This is a genomic window from Pseudomonas sp. S10E 269 (genome assembly GCF_002798465.1).
Lineage (GTDB): Bacteria > Pseudomonadota > Gammaproteobacteria > Pseudomonadales > Pseudomonadaceae > Aquipseudomonas > Aquipseudomonas pergaminensis.
The window spans coordinates 2,267,666-2,283,553 of sequence record NZ_PHIJ01000001.1 but is presented as its reverse complement, the minus strand read 5'-3'; the positions used below and the strand labels follow the sequence as shown (position 1 = coordinate 2,283,553).

At 59.2% G+C, this 15,888-nt stretch carries 13 protein-coding genes; 6 read left to right on the top strand and 7 right to left on the bottom strand.

Translation table 11 applies throughout. The features are described 5' to 3' along the window. The first annotated feature begins 4 nt into the window (after window positions 1–4). Complete coding sequence (gene recF / locus CWC48_RS10545; protein ID WP_100491834.1) at window positions 5–1,108, top strand: DNA replication/repair protein RecF; 1,104 nt, start codon at window positions 5–7, stop codon at window positions 1,106–1,108. A 4-nt stretch (window positions 1,109–1,112) separates the two neighbouring features. Further along, entirely contained in the window at window positions 1,113–3,530 is a 2,418-nt protein-coding gene (gene gyrB / locus CWC48_RS10540; protein ID WP_078046197.1) for a DNA topoisomerase (ATP-hydrolyzing) subunit B, read from the top strand. A gap of 106 nt (window positions 3,531–3,636) precedes the next feature. On the opposite strand, the gene CWC48_RS10535 is transcribed toward gyrB, so the two are convergent. After that, on the bottom strand, window positions 3,637–4,359 hold the full coding sequence (locus CWC48_RS10535; protein ID WP_100491833.1) for a response regulator transcription factor: 723 nt from the start codon (window positions 4,357–4,359) through the stop codon (window positions 3,637–3,639). A 299-nt stretch (window positions 4,360–4,658) separates the two neighbouring features. Here CWC48_RS10535 and CWC48_RS10530 point away from each other — a divergent pair, with 299 nt between their 5' ends. Both CWC48_RS10530 and CWC48_RS10525 read left to right on the top strand, forming a co-directional pair. Then, a complete protein-coding gene (locus CWC48_RS10530; RefSeq protein WP_371857071.1) occupies window positions 4,659–5,582 on the top strand; it encodes a FecR domain-containing protein in 924 nt (307 codons plus the stop codon). A gap of 3 nt (window positions 5,583–5,585) precedes the next feature. Then, on the top strand, window positions 5,586–7,865 hold the full coding sequence (locus CWC48_RS10525; RefSeq protein ID WP_100491832.1) for a CHASE2 domain-containing protein: 2,280 nt from the start codon (window positions 5,586–5,588) through the stop codon (window positions 7,863–7,865). A gap of 182 nt (window positions 7,866–8,047) precedes the next feature. Here CWC48_RS10525 and CWC48_RS10520 read toward each other — a convergent pair whose 3' ends face one another. The 4 genes from CWC48_RS10520 to glyQ all read right to left on the bottom strand — a co-directional run bounded on the left by CWC48_RS10520 (window position 8,048) and on the right by glyQ (window position 12,444). Then, a complete protein-coding gene (locus CWC48_RS10520) occupies window positions 8,048–8,818 on the bottom strand; it encodes a 1-acyl-sn-glycerol-3-phosphate acyltransferase (protein WP_078046201.1) in 771 nt (256 codons plus the stop codon). A gap of 82 nt (window positions 8,819–8,900) precedes the next feature. Further along, window positions 8,901–9,437 carry a D-glycero-beta-D-manno-heptose 1,7-bisphosphate 7-phosphatase gene (gmhB, locus tag CWC48_RS10515; RefSeq protein ID WP_177409483.1) on the bottom strand — a complete coding sequence of 179 codons (537 nt, stop codon included), beginning with the start codon at window positions 9,435–9,437 and terminating at the stop codon, window positions 8,901–8,903. A gap of 2 nt (window positions 9,438–9,439) precedes the next feature. Further along, complete coding sequence (gene glyS, locus CWC48_RS10510) at window positions 9,440–11,494, bottom strand: glycine--tRNA ligase subunit beta (RefSeq protein ID WP_078046202.1); 2,055 nt, start codon at window positions 11,492–11,494, stop codon at window positions 9,440–9,442. Then, on the bottom strand, window positions 11,491–12,444 hold the full coding sequence (gene glyQ, locus CWC48_RS10505; protein ID WP_003187265.1) for a glycine--tRNA ligase subunit alpha: 954 nt from the start codon (window positions 12,442–12,444) through the stop codon (window positions 11,491–11,493). The genes glyS and glyQ overlap by 4 nt, the downstream gene beginning before the upstream one ends. Before the next feature lie 81 nt (window positions 12,445–12,525). On the opposite strand from glyQ, the gene CWC48_RS10500 reads away from it, so the two are divergent. Then, window positions 12,526–13,083, top strand: coding sequence for a DNA-3-methyladenine glycosylase I (locus tag CWC48_RS10500; protein ID WP_078046203.1), 558 nt, complete (start codon window positions 12,526–12,528; stop codon window positions 13,081–13,083). A gap of 40 nt (window positions 13,084–13,123) precedes the next feature. Further along, complete coding sequence (locus CWC48_RS10495) at window positions 13,124–14,011, top strand: lysophospholipid acyltransferase (protein ID WP_025854378.1); 888 nt, start codon at window positions 13,124–13,126, stop codon at window positions 14,009–14,011. Between the two features lie 130 nt (window positions 14,012–14,141). Here the strand turns inward: CWC48_RS10495 and CWC48_RS10490 are convergent, their stop codons facing one another. Both CWC48_RS10490 and trkA read right to left on the bottom strand, forming a co-directional pair. Next, on the bottom strand, window positions 14,142–14,453 hold the full coding sequence (locus tag CWC48_RS10490; protein WP_100491831.1) for a hypothetical protein: 312 nt from the start codon (window positions 14,451–14,453) through the stop codon (window positions 14,142–14,144). Window positions 14,454–14,494: 41 nt separating this feature from the next. Next, the gene (gene trkA, locus CWC48_RS10485) at window positions 14,495–15,868 is read right to left on the bottom strand and encodes a Trk system potassium transporter TrkA (RefSeq protein WP_100491830.1); all 1,374 of its coding nucleotides are present in this window, start codon (window positions 15,866–15,868) and stop codon (window positions 14,495–14,497) included. Between the last annotated feature and the right edge of the window lie 20 nt (window positions 15,869–15,888).

Here is a 15,888-nt window from a genome sequence, read left to right as displayed (position 1 = left end):
CTAGATGTCCCTCAGTCGCGTCTCGGTCACCGCGGTGCGCAATTTGCACCCGGTGACCTTCTCCCCCTCCCCCCGCATCAATATCCTCCACGGCGCCAACGGCAGTGGCAAAACCAGCGTGCTGGAAGCCATTCACCTGTTGGGGCTTGCCCGTTCCTTTCGCAGTGCTCGCTTGTTACCAGTCATCCAGTATGAGCAGTTGGCATGCACGGTGTTTGGCCAGGTTGAACTGGCAGAAGGTGGGCACAGCAGCCTGGGGATTTCCCGTGATCGTGGCGGAGAGTTCCAAATTCGCATTGACGGGCAAAATGCTCGCAGTGCTGCGCAGCTGGCGGAGATCCTGCCGCTGCAATTGATCAACCCTGACAGTTTCCGCCTATTGGAAGGTGCGCCCAAAATCCGCAGGCAATTCCTCGATTGGGGAGTGTTCCACGTGGAACCCCGGTTCATGGTCACGTGGCAGCGTTTGCAGAAGGCCCTGCGGCAGCGGAACTCATGGCTGCGGCATGGTACACTTGACGCCGCTTCGCAAGCGGCCTGGGACCGGGAACTGTGCCTGGCCAGCGATGAAATAGATGAATACCGCCGCGCTTATATCAAAGCCTTGAAACCAGTCTTTGAACAGACCTTGAGTGAATTGTTGGATCTCGAGGGACTGACGCTGAGTTACTACCGTGGTTGGGATAAAGAACGTGAGCTGAGTGCAGTGCTCGCAACGTCCTTGCAGCGGGATCAGCAAATTGGCCATACCCAAGCCGGACCCCAGCGAGCTGATTTGCGCCTTAGGTTAGGCGCTCACAATGCTGCGGACATATTGTCCCGTGGCCAGCAGAAGTTGGTGGTATGTGCATTGCGGATCGCCCAGGGCCATCTGGTTAGTCAGGCCCGGCGCGGTCAGTGTATTTATCTGGTGGATGACTTGCCGTCTGAGCTCGACGAGCAACACCGCCGTGCGCTATGCCGCTTGTTGGAAGAATTACGCTGCCAGGTGTTTATCACCTGTGTAGACCACGAATTATTGAGGGAAGGCTGGCAGACGGAAACGCCAGTCGCTTTGTTCCACGTGGAACAAGGCCGTATCACCCAGACCCACGACCATCGGGAGTGAAGGCATGAGCGAAGAAAACACGTACGACTCGACCAGCATTAAAGTGCTGAAAGGTTTGGATGCCGTACGCAAACGTCCCGGTATGTACATTGGCGACACTGATGACGGTAGCGGTCTGCACCACATGGTGTTCGAGGTGGTCGACAACTCCATCGACGAAGCTCTGGCCGGTCACTGCGACGACATCAGCATTATCATCCACCCGGATGAGTCGATTACCGTACGCGACAACGGTCGCGGCATTCCGGTAGACGTGCACAAAGAAGAAGGCGTTTCGGCGGCAGAGGTCATCATGACCGTGCTCCACGCTGGCGGTAAGTTCGACGACAACTCCTATAAAGTCTCCGGCGGTTTGCACGGTGTGGGCGTTTCGGTAGTGAACGCACTGTCCGAAGAGCTGATCCTGACTGTGCGCCGCAGCGGTAAGATCTGGGAACAGACCTACGTTCACGGCGTTCCACAAGAACCGATGAAAATCGTCGGCGACAGTGAAACCACCGGCACCCAGATTCACTTCAAGCCATCGGCTGAAACCTTCAAGAATATTCACTTCAGCTGGGACATCCTGGCCAAGCGTATTCGTGAACTGTCGTTCCTTAACTCCGGCGTGGGTATCGTCCTCAAGGACGAGCGCAGCGGCAAGGAAGAGCTGTTCAAGTACGAAGGCGGCTTGCGTGCGTTCGTTGAATACCTGAACACCAACAAGACTGCGGTCAACCAGGTGTTCCACTTCAACATCCAGCGTGAAGACGGCATTGGCGTAGAAATCGCCCTGCAGTGGAACGACAGCTTCAACGAGAACCTGTTGTGCTTCACCAACAACATTCCTCAGCGCGATGGCGGTACTCACCTGGTGGGTTTCCGTTCGGCACTGACGCGTAACCTGAACACCTACATCGAAGCCGAAGGCCTGGCGAAGAAGCATAAAGTTGCCACCACCGGTGACGATGCCCGCGAAGGCTTGACCGCGATTATCTCGGTGAAAGTACCGGATCCGAAGTTCAGCTCCCAGACCAAAGACAAGCTGGTGTCTTCCGAAGTGAAGACCGCAGTGGAGCAGGAGATGGGCAAGTACTTCTCCGATTTCCTGCTGGAGAACCCGAACGAAGCCAAGTTGGTCGTCGGCAAGATGATCGACGCTGCACGTGCCCGTGAAGCCGCGCGTAAGGCCCGTGAAATGACCCGTCGTAAAGGCGCGTTGGACATTGCCGGCCTGCCGGGCAAACTCGCTGACTGCCAGGAGAAGGACCCTGCCCTCTCCGAACTGTACCTGGTGGAGGGTGACTCTGCTGGCGGTTCCGCCAAGCAGGGTCGTAACCGTCGCACCCAGGCCATCCTGCCGTTGAAGGGTAAGATCCTCAACGTCGAGAAGGCGCGCTTCGACAAGATGATTTCTTCCCAGGAAGTTGGCACCTTGATCACGGCGCTGGGCTGCGGTATCGGTCGTGACGAATACAACATCGACAAGCTGCGTTATCACAACATCATCATCATGACCGATGCTGACGTCGACGGTTCGCACATCCGTACCCTGCTGCTGACCTTCTTCTTCCGTCAGTTGCCTGAGCTGATCGAACGCGGCTATATCTACATCGCCCAACCGCCGTTGTACAAAGTGAAAAAAGGCAAGCAAGAGCAATACATCAAAGACGACGACGCCATGGAAGAGTACATGACGCAGTCGGCCTTGGAAGATGCCAGCCTGCACTTGAACGACGAAGCGCCGGGTATCTCCGGTGAAGCGTTGGAGCGTCTGGTTAACGATTTCCGCATGGTAATGAAGACCCTCAAGCGTCTGTCGCGCCTGTACCCGCAGGAGCTGACCGAGCACTTCATCTACCTGCCGTCCGTGAGTCTGGAGCAGTTGGGTGATCACGCCCACATGCAGAATTGGCTGGCTCAATACGAAACCCGCCTGCGCACTTCGGAGAAATCCGGCCTGGTGTACAAAGCCAGCCTGCGTGAAGACCGTGAACGTAACGTCTGGCTGCCAGAGGTCGAATTGATCTCCCACGGCCTGTCGAACTACGTCACCTTCAACCGCGACTTCTTCGGCAGCAATGACTACAAGACCGTGGTTACCCTGGGCGCGCAACTGAGCACCCTGCTGGACGACGGTGCTTATATTCAGCGTGGCGAACGCAAGAAGCAGGTCAAGGAATTCAAGGAAGCCCTCGACTGGCTGATGGCCGAAAGCACCAAGCGTCACACTATCCAGCGATACAAAGGTCTGGGCGAAATGAACCCGGATCAATTGTGGGAAACCACTATGGATCCGGCTCAGCGTCGTATGCTGCGCGTGACCATCGAAGACGCCATTGGCGCGGACCAGATCTTCAACACCCTCATGGGTGATGCGGTCGAGCCTCGTCGTGACTTCATCGAGAGCAATGCGTTGGCGGTGTCTAACCTGGACTTCTGATTCAGGCAAACAGCCAAACCAAAAAAGGCCAACGCTAAGCGTTGGCCTTTTTTATTGGGCAGTGTTCAGTGATCTACAAATTGCTCCACGTGGAACATCAGCGTTTTTAGCTTTCCGAAACAGTCGCCACGCTCTCCAATCGGTACCCATACCCATAGATGGTCAGCAGTTGCCAACCGCGATCGGCGGTGAGCCCCAGCTTATTGCGCAACCGGTAGATATGCGTATCCAGCGGACGTGAGGACACCATTTCTTCATGGGTCCAGAACCGCTCGTAGAGGTACTCGCGAGACAGTGGTCGCGCCAAATTGGCAAATAAGCAACTGGCCAGTCGGTACTCTCGCTCGGTCAGGTTGATAGGTTTACCCGCGCGGGTGACGGTCAATTCTGCGTCATCGAAGGTCAGGTCGTTGAAGCTTTGCACTTCATGGTTGGCGGATTTCTGCAGGCCGTGGCGACGCAGAACCGCCGTGACCCTCGCCTTCAGTTCATTGGGGCGAAAGGGTTTGCTGACGTAGTCATCCGCACCGCTGTTCAGCGCAGTGACGATATCGCTCTCGGCGTCACGGCTGGTGAGCATGATGACGGCAGGAGGCGACTCCATGTGTTCGCGGGTCCAGCGTAGCAATGCAATCCCGGTGATATCGGGCAATTGCCAGTCGAGTATCAACAGGTCGAACGTTTCCCGGCGCAGTTGGCGAAGCAGGTCCTCACCGCGTTCGAAGCAATGCAGGGTCCAGGGGTGTTCGGCGGTGCTGGGGATTTGTCGCAGTGTCTGTTCCACCCGGCGCAGTTCCGCGGGTTCGTCATCCAGTATTGCGGCACGCATGGGTGGGTCCTTTCTACTTAAAGAGTACGGCAGCCGTCAGCCTGGTGTTATTGATGGGCACGTACTGCGCAGATGCCGGCCGTTGAATCTGAAGAATTGTGCTCAGATTCGTCGACCCCTTGGATCTCTCGGTACGCTGGGATCAATGAGGGGTGAACCCACTGAAAGTCGTCGCGACCTATGTGGGAAAGATACCGGCTCCCGACCATAAGGAAAAGGATCAGCCGACGCATGCGCTGTCGTAAACTCCTGTGCGCTGATAGCCGACGCCCTCTGGAACCCCGACCTTGATGAGCATCATGATCCTTTCACCGAACCGCTTACGCCGCGCCCTCCCCCCACTGCTGATCATGGCGGTCGGCTCTGTGGGGGCTGCCGCCAAGAATCGTTCGCCTTACATTGATGACGACTTTCTGTGCCGAGCCCAGCCTCTACCGGCAGTGGTTCAGCACCTCACCGGGGAAGCGTGGAAACTCGATACCAAAGGCAAGGCAAGCCCTTTGCTGGAAGGCATGACCATTGATGAACAGGAAGGTGTAAAGACATCGGCGTCGGCGTTCGTCAGCTTGTTGCTCGGTGACGGATCCCGGGTGGTATTACCTTCCAGTTCCCAGGTGCGATTGCATCTGGAAAAGAAGCGGTCGATTCCCCAGGTTGTACTCGATCAGGGCCAGGCGGAAGCGTATGTGATCAAGCGCGCCAGCGAACATGACCGTTTCCAGATCGTCACCCCCGTGGGGGTGATGGGTGTACGAGGCACACACTTTCGGGTGCGTAACGACACTGAGCAATCGGTACTCGAAGTGTTGGACGGTCAGGTCGCCGTCAATCGCGAGACTAAGACCCGGACCGTGGAACAGGAGGTCAACGTGGGCGCCCGGCAAGGTTTGTTGTTCAAGAAACACGGTGATTTGAAACCCGTTGAGTTGCTTACCGCACCGAAGCTCGTGGGGCAGGATGGCCAAAAGGGCGATGCGCCGGTCTGGAGTCTGTACCTTCGGCCACTGCCGGGTGCCCAGCGGTACCGCGCCCAAGTCGCCACTGACAAAGCCTTTATGAACATCAAGCAGGAAAACTTTTCCAGCACGCCGAAAATGAGCTTCACTGGGCTCAAAGCCTCGTTCTATCACGTGCGCTTGTCGGCATACGATGAAAACGGCCTGGAGGGAGAAACCGGGGTCTATGACATCTTCTACTACCCACCCACCGCCCAGGCACGTTGACCTATGATGCTTTGGGGCAAGGCCGAGAAACGCCAACCTACCCATGCCCAGCGCCTGTTCCACGGCTTAGTGCGCGAGTGGCTGTGGATTGGCTTGCTGCTATTGCCGGTCACCGCTTACCTGTCCTTGAGCCCTGGCCTGGCGCTGAATAACCCGTTGTATGACAGCCTGCGCCGCCTCACCCCGCTACCGGTAGACCCGCGTATCCTGCTGGTGACCATCGACGACCCCAGCCTGAAAAAGCTCGGTCAGTGGCCCTGGCCGCGCAGTTTGCATGCTGACCTGATCGATCGTCTCAATGCGGCACAACCGGCGGGTATCCTGTTCGATGTGATCTTCAGTGAAGCCGGCGACCCGACCAATGACAAACGCCTGGCAGAGGCGGTCTGCAATGCCGGCAATGTGTTGCTGCCGCTGGTGCGTGAGGGCACGGCGAGCTACAGCCAACCCAGCGCACAGATGCAGCCGCTGCATAAATGCGCCAAGGGTGTGGGCCATATCAATGTGGAGGCCGACAACGACGGTGTGGTCCGCAGCCTGTACCTGCGTGAAGGTCCACCAGACGCCACGGCGCCCCAACTGGCTTGGCTGGCCTACGAGATGAGCGGCGAGTTGTCAGAGATGCCGGGTGAGCCGCTGCAGGCGCTCACCCAGCACTGGCACCGTGAACACTCGATCCGCATCCCATTCATCGCGCCACACACCCATTTTCCTAGCGTGTCCTACGTCAGCGTTCTGCGCGGTGAAGTGCCGCCCGAGCAGTTGCGCGGTCGCCTGATTTTGGTGGGGTCAACGGCTTCAGGCTTGGGCGATCGTTTTGTCACGCCGCTGTCCTCCACGGTTGGCACCACTGCGGGCGTGGAGATCCAAGCCAACGTACTCAATGGCTTGCTTCAAGGTCGCAGCATTGTCGATTTGCCGGGATGGCTCGCGGCGCTTATGGCGACGTCCCTGGTGGCATTGCTGTTGGGCTTGCTGCTCTACCGTCCGCGCTACGCGTTGTGGATGACCCTGGGCTGCATGTCTGCCGCACTGCTGGGTTCCTTGGCCCTGTTGCGCCTGGGTCACTGGTGGTCGCCCGCGGCCTGCTTGATCGGTTTGCTGCTCAGTTACCTGATTTGGAACTGGCGTCGCCTCAGTGTGATCCTCGCCTACTTCGGCTGGGAACTGGCGCGTCTGGACAACGAACCCAAAGTCCTGCCCGAACGCCGCCGTGCGCCCGCCAGCAGGGGTGATGTCTTGCAGGCGCGTATCTTTGCCTTGGAGCAGGCCGTAAGCCGCACGCGTGACACGCGGCGCTTTATGGCCGATGGCCTGGAATGCCTGCCGGTGGCAACGCTGATCACCGACCCCAAGGGCAATATCCTGTTGGCCAACCGTATCGCCCGTGACGTGTTCGGCAATGACCTTGTTACCGAAAACCTGCTGGAGCAGTTGGCCGACCTGGGCTACCCGCCGCTGCACAATGGCGTGCGCCCTGCCCTCTCGGCGCTGGAGCTGGTCGAGTTCCGGGATATCCACCAACGCAGCCTGCGCATGGAGTTGGCGCCCTTGTTGCCGGCCGAAGGCGATGTCGCACTGGGCTGGCTGCTGAGCCTGACGGACTTGAGCAAGGAGCGCGAAGCCCAGCAACATCGCGAGACGATGTTACGGTTCCTCTCCCACGACCTGCGTGCACCACACTCGGCGATCCTGGCGCTACTGGATGTGCATAACGGCGAGTCCCAAGTGTTCGCCCAAATCGAACAGCAAGTTCGTCGCGCCTTGAGCCTCACGGAATCCTTTGTGCAACTGGCCAAGGCCGAGGCTGACGGTTACCAGTTCCAGCCAACGTTGTTCGCCATGTTGGTCATGGATGCCTTTGATCAAGTCGCGTTGATTGCCCAGCTCAAGGGTATCCACCTGGTTCACGATCTGGATGAAGCCGATGAGGGCATGGTGTCTGCGGATCAGTCACTGCTCACGCGGGCATTATTTAATGTGCTGGAGAACGCCATCAAGTATTCGCCCTCCGGCACCACTGTCCGGCTCAGACACAGCAGTGCGCAGGGCTGGTTGGAATGTCGTATCAGTGACCAGGGGCCTGGGATTGCGGCAGAGGACCTGCCCGAGTTGTTCAGCCAATACCGGCGCTTTGATTCCGCCCAGGGCAGCGAAGGTTTGGGGCTTGGACTGACCATGGTCAAAGCGGTGGTGGAGCGCCATGGTGGACGTATCAGCTGTGAAAGCGTGGTTGGCAAAGGCACCACGTTCAGCCTGCAATTGCCCCTGTTGGAAGACTGAGAAATCCTACTTTCCTGCTGTGCATAAAAAACCGGTCGCAAGGACCGGTTTTTTTCTGCGGAAAAAACTTATGCACCTTTTCCGTGATTTTATGAGCTTGGGAAATATGTAATAAAATCAGATTCTTATAAGTCAAAAAGTGCAATTCGCCAACAAACCGTGCACAGGTTATCCACAGATGCTCAGATCACCGGCGTGTCCACCACAACGGGCTCAGGCGGCAGCGAACCCATGGCCCGTTGCTGCGCTTCATTCCAGGCCGCAGCACGGTCATTCAGCGCAGCAATCGCCCGTGGCCCTTCACCTTCGGCGTACATCGGTTCGCCGATGACTACGGTGATGGTGCCTTCGCGTTTAGCCCAGCCGGTTTTTGGCCAGAATTTGCCGGCGTTGTGGGCAATCGGCAGTACGGGCAGGTTGGCGTTGACGGCCAACGCCGTGCCGCCACGTGAGAACTTGCCCACGGTGCCGTAGGGCACACGAGTGCCTTCGGGGAAGATCAGCACCCAAACACCATCCTTGAGCAACTCGTCGCCCTTCTTGGCCACGTGCTTGAGGGCCGCCTTGGGGTTGTCACGGTCAATGGCGATCGGCCGCAACATGGCCATGGCCCAGCCGAAGAACGGTACATACAGCAATTCGCGCTTAAGCACCTGGCTCAACGGCGAGAAGTACGCCGAGAGAAAGAACGTCTCCCAGGTGCTCTGGTGGTTCGACAGAATCACGCAGGGCTGGTCCGGTACGTTTTCCGCGCCCTTGATCTCGAAGCGGATGTTCAGGAACACCTTGGTCAGCCACAACGCGCAGCGGCACCAATAGACGTTGATAAAGCGATAGCGCGCCTTGAACGGCAGGAAAGGCGCGATAAAAAAGCTCAGGGTGCACCAGAGAAACGAACTGGTGCCCAACAGCAGGTAAAAGAAGAAGGTTCTGATGGCCTGCAAAATCGACATGGCGGCATTTACCGTTGCGGGACAACGCCCGCCTGTTAAAAGCGCACTCCCGAACAATCCTTGGTCAGGAAGTCGAGGGCGGCTAGTTGTTGATAAGTTCTGCGGCAACGGCCGCCAGATCGTCAAAAATCAAGGTGCCTACCGGCAGGTTTTTCGCCTGGGTCTTTTCGCCTTTCCCGGTCTTAACCAAAACTGGCTGAGAGTCGACGGCTTTGGCCGCCTCCAGGTCACCGAGGCTGTCCCCGACGAACCATATCCCAGCCAAGGGCACCTTGTAATGTTCTGCAATGGTTTTCAACATGCCGGGTTTGGGTTTGCGGCAATCGCAGCCCTCATCCGGCCCGTGGGGGCAGTACACCACCAGCCCCACCTCACCGCCCTGCTCGGCCACCAACGCGCGCAGGCGTGCGTGCATGGCGTCCAGGGTGGCGATGTCGTAGTAACCACGGGAGATGCCGGACTGGTTGGTGGCGATCGCCACTGTCCAGCCAGCTTTGCTCAACTGCGCGATGGCCTCGATCGAACCGGGCAGTGGAATCCATTCCGCCACCGACTTGATGTAAGCGTCGGAGTCGTAGTTGATCACTCCGTCCCGATCGAGAATCAGCAGTTTCAACATGGTCAGCTCAGCGTCGAAATGTCAGCGATATTGACGAACAAGCCACGCAGGCGTGCCAGCATGGCGTAGCGGTTTTTCCGCACGCCGGCATCTTCGGCATTGATCATCACGGCTTCGAAGAACGCATCCACCGGCTCACGCAAGGTGGCCAGGCGCGCCAATGCTTCGGCGTAGTTGCGCTCGGCGATCAGCGGCTTCACGGCGTTTTCAGCCTTGGCGATGGCCGAGTTCAGCGAAAACTCCTTGGCGTCTGCAAACAGGCCAGGGTCGACGTCGGCATTGCCCAGGCCTTCGGCCTTGCTCAGCAGGTTCGACACACGCTTGTTCACGGCGGCCAGTGCATCGGCTTCCGGCAGTTTGCGGAAGGCCTGCACGGCTTGTACGCGCTGGTCGAAGTCCAGCGCCGAACCCGGCTGCAGGGCACGTACCGACAGGTACACCGACACGTCCACGCCTTCGTCTTCGTAGCGCGCACGCAGGCGGTCGAACACGAACTCCAGCACTTGCTCGGCCAGGCCGGCCTGCTTGACCTTGGCACCGAACTGGCCGACGGCGAACACCACGGCCTGGGTCAGGTCGAGGTCGAGCTTCTTGTCGATGAGGATACGCAGCACGCCCAGGGCCGCACGGCGCAGGGCATACGGGTCTTTGCTGCCGGTTGGCAACATGCCGATACCGAAGATACCCACAAGGGTATCCAGCTTGTCGGCGATCGCCACGGCTGCACCGGTCAGGGTGGTCGGCAGTTCAGCGCCGGCACCGCGTGGCATGTACTGCTCGTTCAGGGCCAGGGCGACATCTTGCGGTTCGCCGTCGTTGAGCGCGTAGTAGTAGCCGGCGACACCTTGCATCTCCGGGAACTCGCCGACCATCTCGGTGGCCAGGTCGCACTTGGACAGCAAGCCTGCACGCGCAGCCCAGGCGGAATCGCCGCCAATGCGTGGCGCAATGTAGGCGGCCAGCTTGGAGACCCGTACGGCCTTGTCGTAGACGCTGCCGAGTTTTTCCTGGAACACCACGTTTTGCAGGCGCAGGTTGAAGTCTTCGAGCTTCTGCTTCTTGTCTTGCTTGAAGAAGAACTCGGCGTCGGTCAGGCGCGGGCGAACGACTTTTTCGTTACCGGCGATAATCTGCTGCGGGTCCTTGCTCTCGATGTTGGCCACGGTGATGAAACGCGGCAGCAACTTGCCGTCCACATCCAGCAGGCAGAAATACTTCTGGTTGTCCTGCATGGTGGTGATCAGCGCTTCTTGCGGCACGTCGAGGAAACGTTCCTCGAACGAGCACACCAGCGGCACTGGCCACTCAACCAACGCCGTCACTTCGTCGAGCAGGCTTGGCGGCACAATGGCGGTGCCTTCCTGCAGGCGGGCCAGCTCTTCGGTACGCTTGCTGATCAGCTCGCGCCGCTCGTTGGCATCGGCCAGCACATAGGCGGCGCGCAGGTCGTTGAGGTAGTTGGCCGGCGACGTGATGCGTACGGCTTGCGGGTGGTGGAAGCGGTGGCCACGGGAATCACGACCGGCTTTCTGGGCGAGGAGGGTGCAGTCGATGACTTGATCACCGAGCAGCATCACCAGCCACTGGGTCGGACGTACGAACTCTTCCTTGCGAGCACCCCAGCGCATGCGCTTGGGAATCGGCAAGTCGTTCAGGGAATCTTCGACGATGGTCGGCAACAGGCTGGCGGTCGGCTTGCCGGTGATGACCTGGCTGAAACGCAGTTTCGGACCGCTCTGGTCGATCTCGCTCAGCTCCACGCCACATTTCTTGGCAAAACCCAGTGCAGCTTGAGTCGGGTTGCCTTCAGCATCGAAAGCCGCCTGGCGTGGCGGGCCGTCGAGGTTGATGCTGCGGTCCGGCTGCTGGGTTTCCAGCGCGGTCAGCAACACGGCCAGGCGACGTGGCGCGGCGTAGACTTTTTTCGCGGCGAATTTCAGGCCAGCGGTCTGCAGGCCTTTTTCGATACCGGCCAGGAACGCGTCGGCCAGGGTGTTCAGTGCCTTGGGTGGCAGCTCTTCTGTGCCCAGTTCAACCAGGAAATCTTGAGCACTCATTGTGCAGCCTCCAGCTTAGCCAACACTTCATCACGCAGGTCCGGGGTTGCCATCGGGAAGCCCAGCTTGGCGCGAGCCAGCAGGTAGGCTTGGGCGACGGAACGCGCCAGGGTGCGCACACGCAGGATGTATTGCTGGCGCGCGGTAACCGAGATGGCACGGCGGGCATCCAGCAGGTTGAAGGTATGGGAGGCCTTCAACACCATTTCATAGCTTGGCAACGGCAGCGGCTGGTCGAGTTCGATCAGGCGCTTGGCTTCGCTTTCATAGAAGTCGAACAGTTCGAACAGTTTGTCGACGTTGGCGTGTTCGAAGTTGTAGGTGGACTGCTCCACCTCGTTCTGGTGGAACACGTCGCCGTAGGTCACTTTGCCGAACGGACCGTCAGCCCACACCAGGTCGTAGACCGAGTCCACGCCTTGCAGGTACATGGCCAGGCGCTCGAGACCGTAGGTGATCTCGCCGGTCACCGGGTAGCACTCGATGCCACCGGCTTGCTGGAAGTAAGTGAACTGCGTCACTTCCATACCGTTGAGCCAGACTTCCCAGCCCAGGCCCCAGGCGCCCAGGGTCGGCGATTCCCAGTTGTCTTCGACAAAACGGATGTCATGGACCAGTGGGTCGAGGCCCACATGCTTGAGCGAGCCCAGGTACAGTTCCTGGAAATTGTCCGGGTTCGGCTTCAGTACCACCTGGAACTGGTAGTAGTGCTGCAGACGGTTCGGGTTTTCGCCGTAGCGGCCGTCAGTCGGGCGACGACTGGGCTGCACATAAGCGGCGTTCCAGGTTTCCGGGCCAATGGCCCGCAGGAAGGTAGCGGTGTGGAAAGTGCCGGCGCCTACTTCCATATCGTAGGGCTGAAGTACCACACAACCTTGCTCGGCCCAGTATTGCTGGAGGGCGAGGATCAAGTCTTGGAAGGTACGCACGGCTGGCGTAGGCTGGCTCACGAAATTCACCTGTTACTTGGGCTGCGATTTAAAGAGCGGGAGTATACCCGATTCGGCCGCGCCACCATCCCCTGGAGCCTTATGCCACGCTGCTTTTGGTGTTCTGAAGATCCGCTGTACATGGCTTATCACGATCAGGAGTGGGGAACGCCGCTGCGCGATGCGCAGGGTTTGTTCGAGTTGCTTTTACTCGAAGGGTTCCAGGCGGGCCTGTCCTGGATCACCGTTTTACGCAAACGCGAGCATTATCGAAAGGTCTTGTTCGGTTTTAATGCGCAGCGTTTGGCCCAACTGAGCGACGCCGAGATCGAAGCGCTGATGCTCGATCCGGGCATCGTGCGTAACCGCCTGAAACTCAATGCCACCCGACGCAATGCCGCCGCCTGGCTGGCGCTGGAGGACCCGGTGGGGTTGCTCTGGTCCTTCGTCGGCGGCACACCCAAGGTCAACCATTTCAAGGATCGCAGCGAAGTCCCGGCGATCACGCCCGAGGCCGAAGCAATGAGCAAGACGCTGAAAAAAGCCGGCTTTACCTTTGTCGGCCCGACCATTTGCTACGCGTTCATGCAGGCCTCGGGCATGGTCATGGACCACACTCAGGACTGCGACCGTTACGCGGACCTGGCCAACGCCGGTTAGAATGCCGGCTTTGCGCACCACACACGATCAGGAGTGACCTGTGGAAAAGTTTAAAGGCGCCTTGCTGGTAGGCGCTCTCCGGCTGTTTGCCCTGCTGCCATGGCGCGCTGTCCAGGCCGTCGGCACGGCTATTGGCTGGATTATGTGGAAAACCCCCAATCGTTCCCGCGACACCGTGCGGATCAACCTCTCCAAATGCTTCCCGGACATGGACCCCGCCGAGCGCGAAGCGCTGGTCGGCCGCAGCCTGATGGACATCGGCAAGTCCCTGACCGAAAGCGCCTGCGCCTGGATCTGGCCGGCCCAGCGCTCCATTGACCTGGTGCGTGAAGTCGAAGGCCTGGAGGTGCTGCACGAAGCCCTCGCCTCGGGCAAAGGCGTGGTCGGTATCACCAGCCACTTGGGCAACTGGGAAGTGCTGAACCACTTCTATTGCAGCCAATGCAAACCGATCATTTTCTACCGCCCGCCCAAACTCAAGGCGGTGGACGAATTGCTGCGCAAGCAGCGCGTGCAATTGGGCAACCGTGTGGCCGCGTCGACCAAGGAAGGCATTCTCAGTGTGATCAAGGAAGTGCGCAAAGGCGGCCAGGTAGGTATCCCCGCAGACCCGGAGCCGGCCGAATCCGCCGGGATCTTCGTGCCATTCTTCGCCACCCAGGCGCTGACCAGCAAGTTCGTGCCGAACATGCTCGCCGGCCACAAGGCGGTAGGCGTGTTCCTGCATGCGCTGCGGCTGCCGGACGGTTCGGGTTACAAAGTGATCCTGGAAGCGGCGCCGGAAGACATGTACAGCACCGACACCGCCACGTCCTGCGCGGCGATGAGCAAGGTGGTGGAACGTTATGTCGGCGCGTACCCGAGCCAGTACATGTGGAGCATGAAACGCTTCAAGAAGCGCCCGCCGGGTGAGGCGCGGTGGTATTGAGCCACCCCTGACTCAGGACCCATGAAGATCTAATGTGGGAGCTGGCTTGCCTGCGATGCAGGCAATTCAGTCTTTCAGTTAAACCGAGGTGATGCCATCGCAGGCAAGCCAGCTCCCACAAGGGATCGGCTCAAGGTTGGCGGTCGAGTTTCTTCAGGAACACCGTCATCTCTTTTTCGGCCTGTTTGTCGCCATGGGCCTGGGCCGCTTCGATGCCCTTCTCCCACGCCAGCCGCGCCGCCGAACGATCTTCCAAGCCCAACTGCGCCTTGCCCAGAAGCTTCCACGCCGCCGAATATTTCGGATCAAACTCGACGCACTTTTGCAGATGCTCCGCCGCCTTGGCGTTGTCTTTCAAGTCCAGGTAACCCTTGCCCAAGCCAAATCGTAGCAGCGCGTTATCCACACCCTTGGCGAGCATTTTCTCCAGTGACTCAAGCATACAACCCCCCTGTAGGAGCCGGCTTGCCGGCGGTAGCGCCATCAGAAAAAACTCAGCCCAACGTGGAACAACTTCTCCACATCGCGAATATGTTTCTTATCCACCAGAAACAGGATCACATGGTCCCCGGTTTCAATCACCGTATCGTCATGGGCGATGATCACTTCTTCATCACGAATGATCGCGCCTATGGTCGTCCCCGGCGGCAGGCCGATATAGCGGATGGCCTTGCCGATCACCTTGCTCGATTTCGAGTCACCGTGTGCAATCGCCTCGATGGCTTCCGCCGCGCCTCGACGCAGGGAGTGCACGCTGACGATATCGCCACGGCGCACGTGGGCGAGCAAGGTGCCGATGGTGGCCAACTGCGGGCTGATGGCGATGTCGATATCGCCACCTTGGATCAAGTCCACATAAGCCGGGTTGTTGATGATGGTCATCACCTTTTTCGCACCCAACCGCTTGGCCAGCAATGACGACATGATATTGGCTTCGTCATCGTTGGTCAGGGCCAGGAAGATATCGGCGTCGGCGATGTTTTCTTCCATCAGCAGGTCGCGGTCCGAGGCGCTGCCTTGCAGGACGACGGTGCTGTCGAGGGTGTCGGACAAATGCCGGCAACGTGCCGGGCTCATCTCGATGATCTTGACCTGGTAGCGGCTTTCGATGGCTTCGGCCAAGCGCTCGCCGATCTGCCCTCCCCCCGCGATGACGATGCGTTTGTAGGTCTCGTCGAGGCGGCGCATTTCGCTCATGACCGCGCGAATATTCGCCTTGGCGGCGATGAAAAATACTTCGTCGTCAGCCTCGATCACCGTATCGCCCTGGGGCAGGATCGGGCGGTCACGACGGAAAATCGCGGCTACGCGGGTTTCCACATTCGGCATGTGCTCGCGCAACTGACGCAGTTGCTGCCCCACCAGCGGGCCGCCGTAATAGGCCTTTACCGCGACCAGTTGCGCCTTGCCGCCGGCAAAGTCGATCACCTGCAGGGCGCCGGGGATTTCGATCAGGCGCTTGATGTAGTGGGTGACCACTTGCTCGGGGCTGATCAACACGTCCACCGGAATCGCATCGTTGTCGAACAGGCCGGCGCGGGTCAGATAGGCCGCTTCGCGCACACGGGCGATCTTGGTCGGGGTGTGGAACAGGGTGTGGGCGACCTGGCAGGCGACCATGTTGGTTTCGTCGCTGTTGGTCACGGCGACGAGCATGTCGGCATCGTCAGCGCCGGCCTGGCGCAGCACGGTTGGAAACGACGCGCGGCCCTGCACCGTGCGGATGTCCAGGCGGTCGCCGAGGTTGCGCAGGCGCTCGGCATCAGTGTCGACCACGGTGATGTCGTTGGCTTCACTGGCCAAATGTTCGGCCAGCGTACCGCCGACCTGCCCTGCCCCAAGGATGATGATTTTCATCCGGTCACTCCCTTAAAACC

What these genes read in the sequence shown, in the direction of transcription:
- recF (WP_100491834.1), top strand. Translation starts at nt 5, where the DNA reads ATGTCCCTCAGTCGCGTCTCGGTCACCGCGGTGCGCAATTTGCACCCG.
- gyrB (WP_078046197.1), top strand. Translation starts at nt 1,113, where the DNA reads ATGAGCGAAGAAAACACGTACGACTCGACCAGCATTAAAGTGCTGAAA.
- CWC48_RS10535 (WP_100491833.1), bottom strand. Translation starts at nt 4,359, where the DNA reads ATGCGTGCCGCAATACTGGATGACGAACCCGCGGAACTGCGCCGGGTG.
- CWC48_RS10530 (WP_371857071.1), top strand. Translation starts at nt 4,659, where the DNA reads ATGATCCTTTCACCGAACCGCTTACGCCGCGCCCTCCCCCCACTGCTG.
- CWC48_RS10525 (WP_100491832.1), top strand. Translation starts at nt 5,586, where the DNA reads ATGATGCTTTGGGGCAAGGCCGAGAAACGCCAACCTACCCATGCCCAG.
- CWC48_RS10520 (WP_078046201.1), bottom strand. Translation starts at nt 8,818, where the DNA reads ATGTCGATTTTGCAGGCCATCAGAACCTTCTTCTTTTACCTGCTGTTG.
- gmhB (WP_177409483.1), bottom strand. Translation starts at nt 9,437, where the DNA reads ATGTTGAAACTGCTGATTCTCGATCGGGACGGAGTGATCAACTACGAC.
- glyS (WP_078046202.1), bottom strand. Translation starts at nt 11,494, where the DNA reads ATGAGTGCTCAAGATTTCCTGGTTGAACTGGGCACAGAAGAGCTGCCA.
- CWC48_RS10500 (WP_078046203.1), top strand. Translation starts at nt 12,526, where the DNA reads ATGCCACGCTGCTTTTGGTGTTCTGAAGATCCGCTGTACATGGCTTAT.
- CWC48_RS10490 (WP_100491831.1), bottom strand. Translation starts at nt 14,453, where the DNA reads ATGCTTGAGTCACTGGAGAAAATGCTCGCCAAGGGTGTGGATAACGCG.
- trkA (WP_100491830.1), bottom strand. Translation starts at nt 15,868, where the DNA reads ATGAAAATCATCATCCTTGGGGCAGGGCAGGTCGGCGGTACGCTGGCC.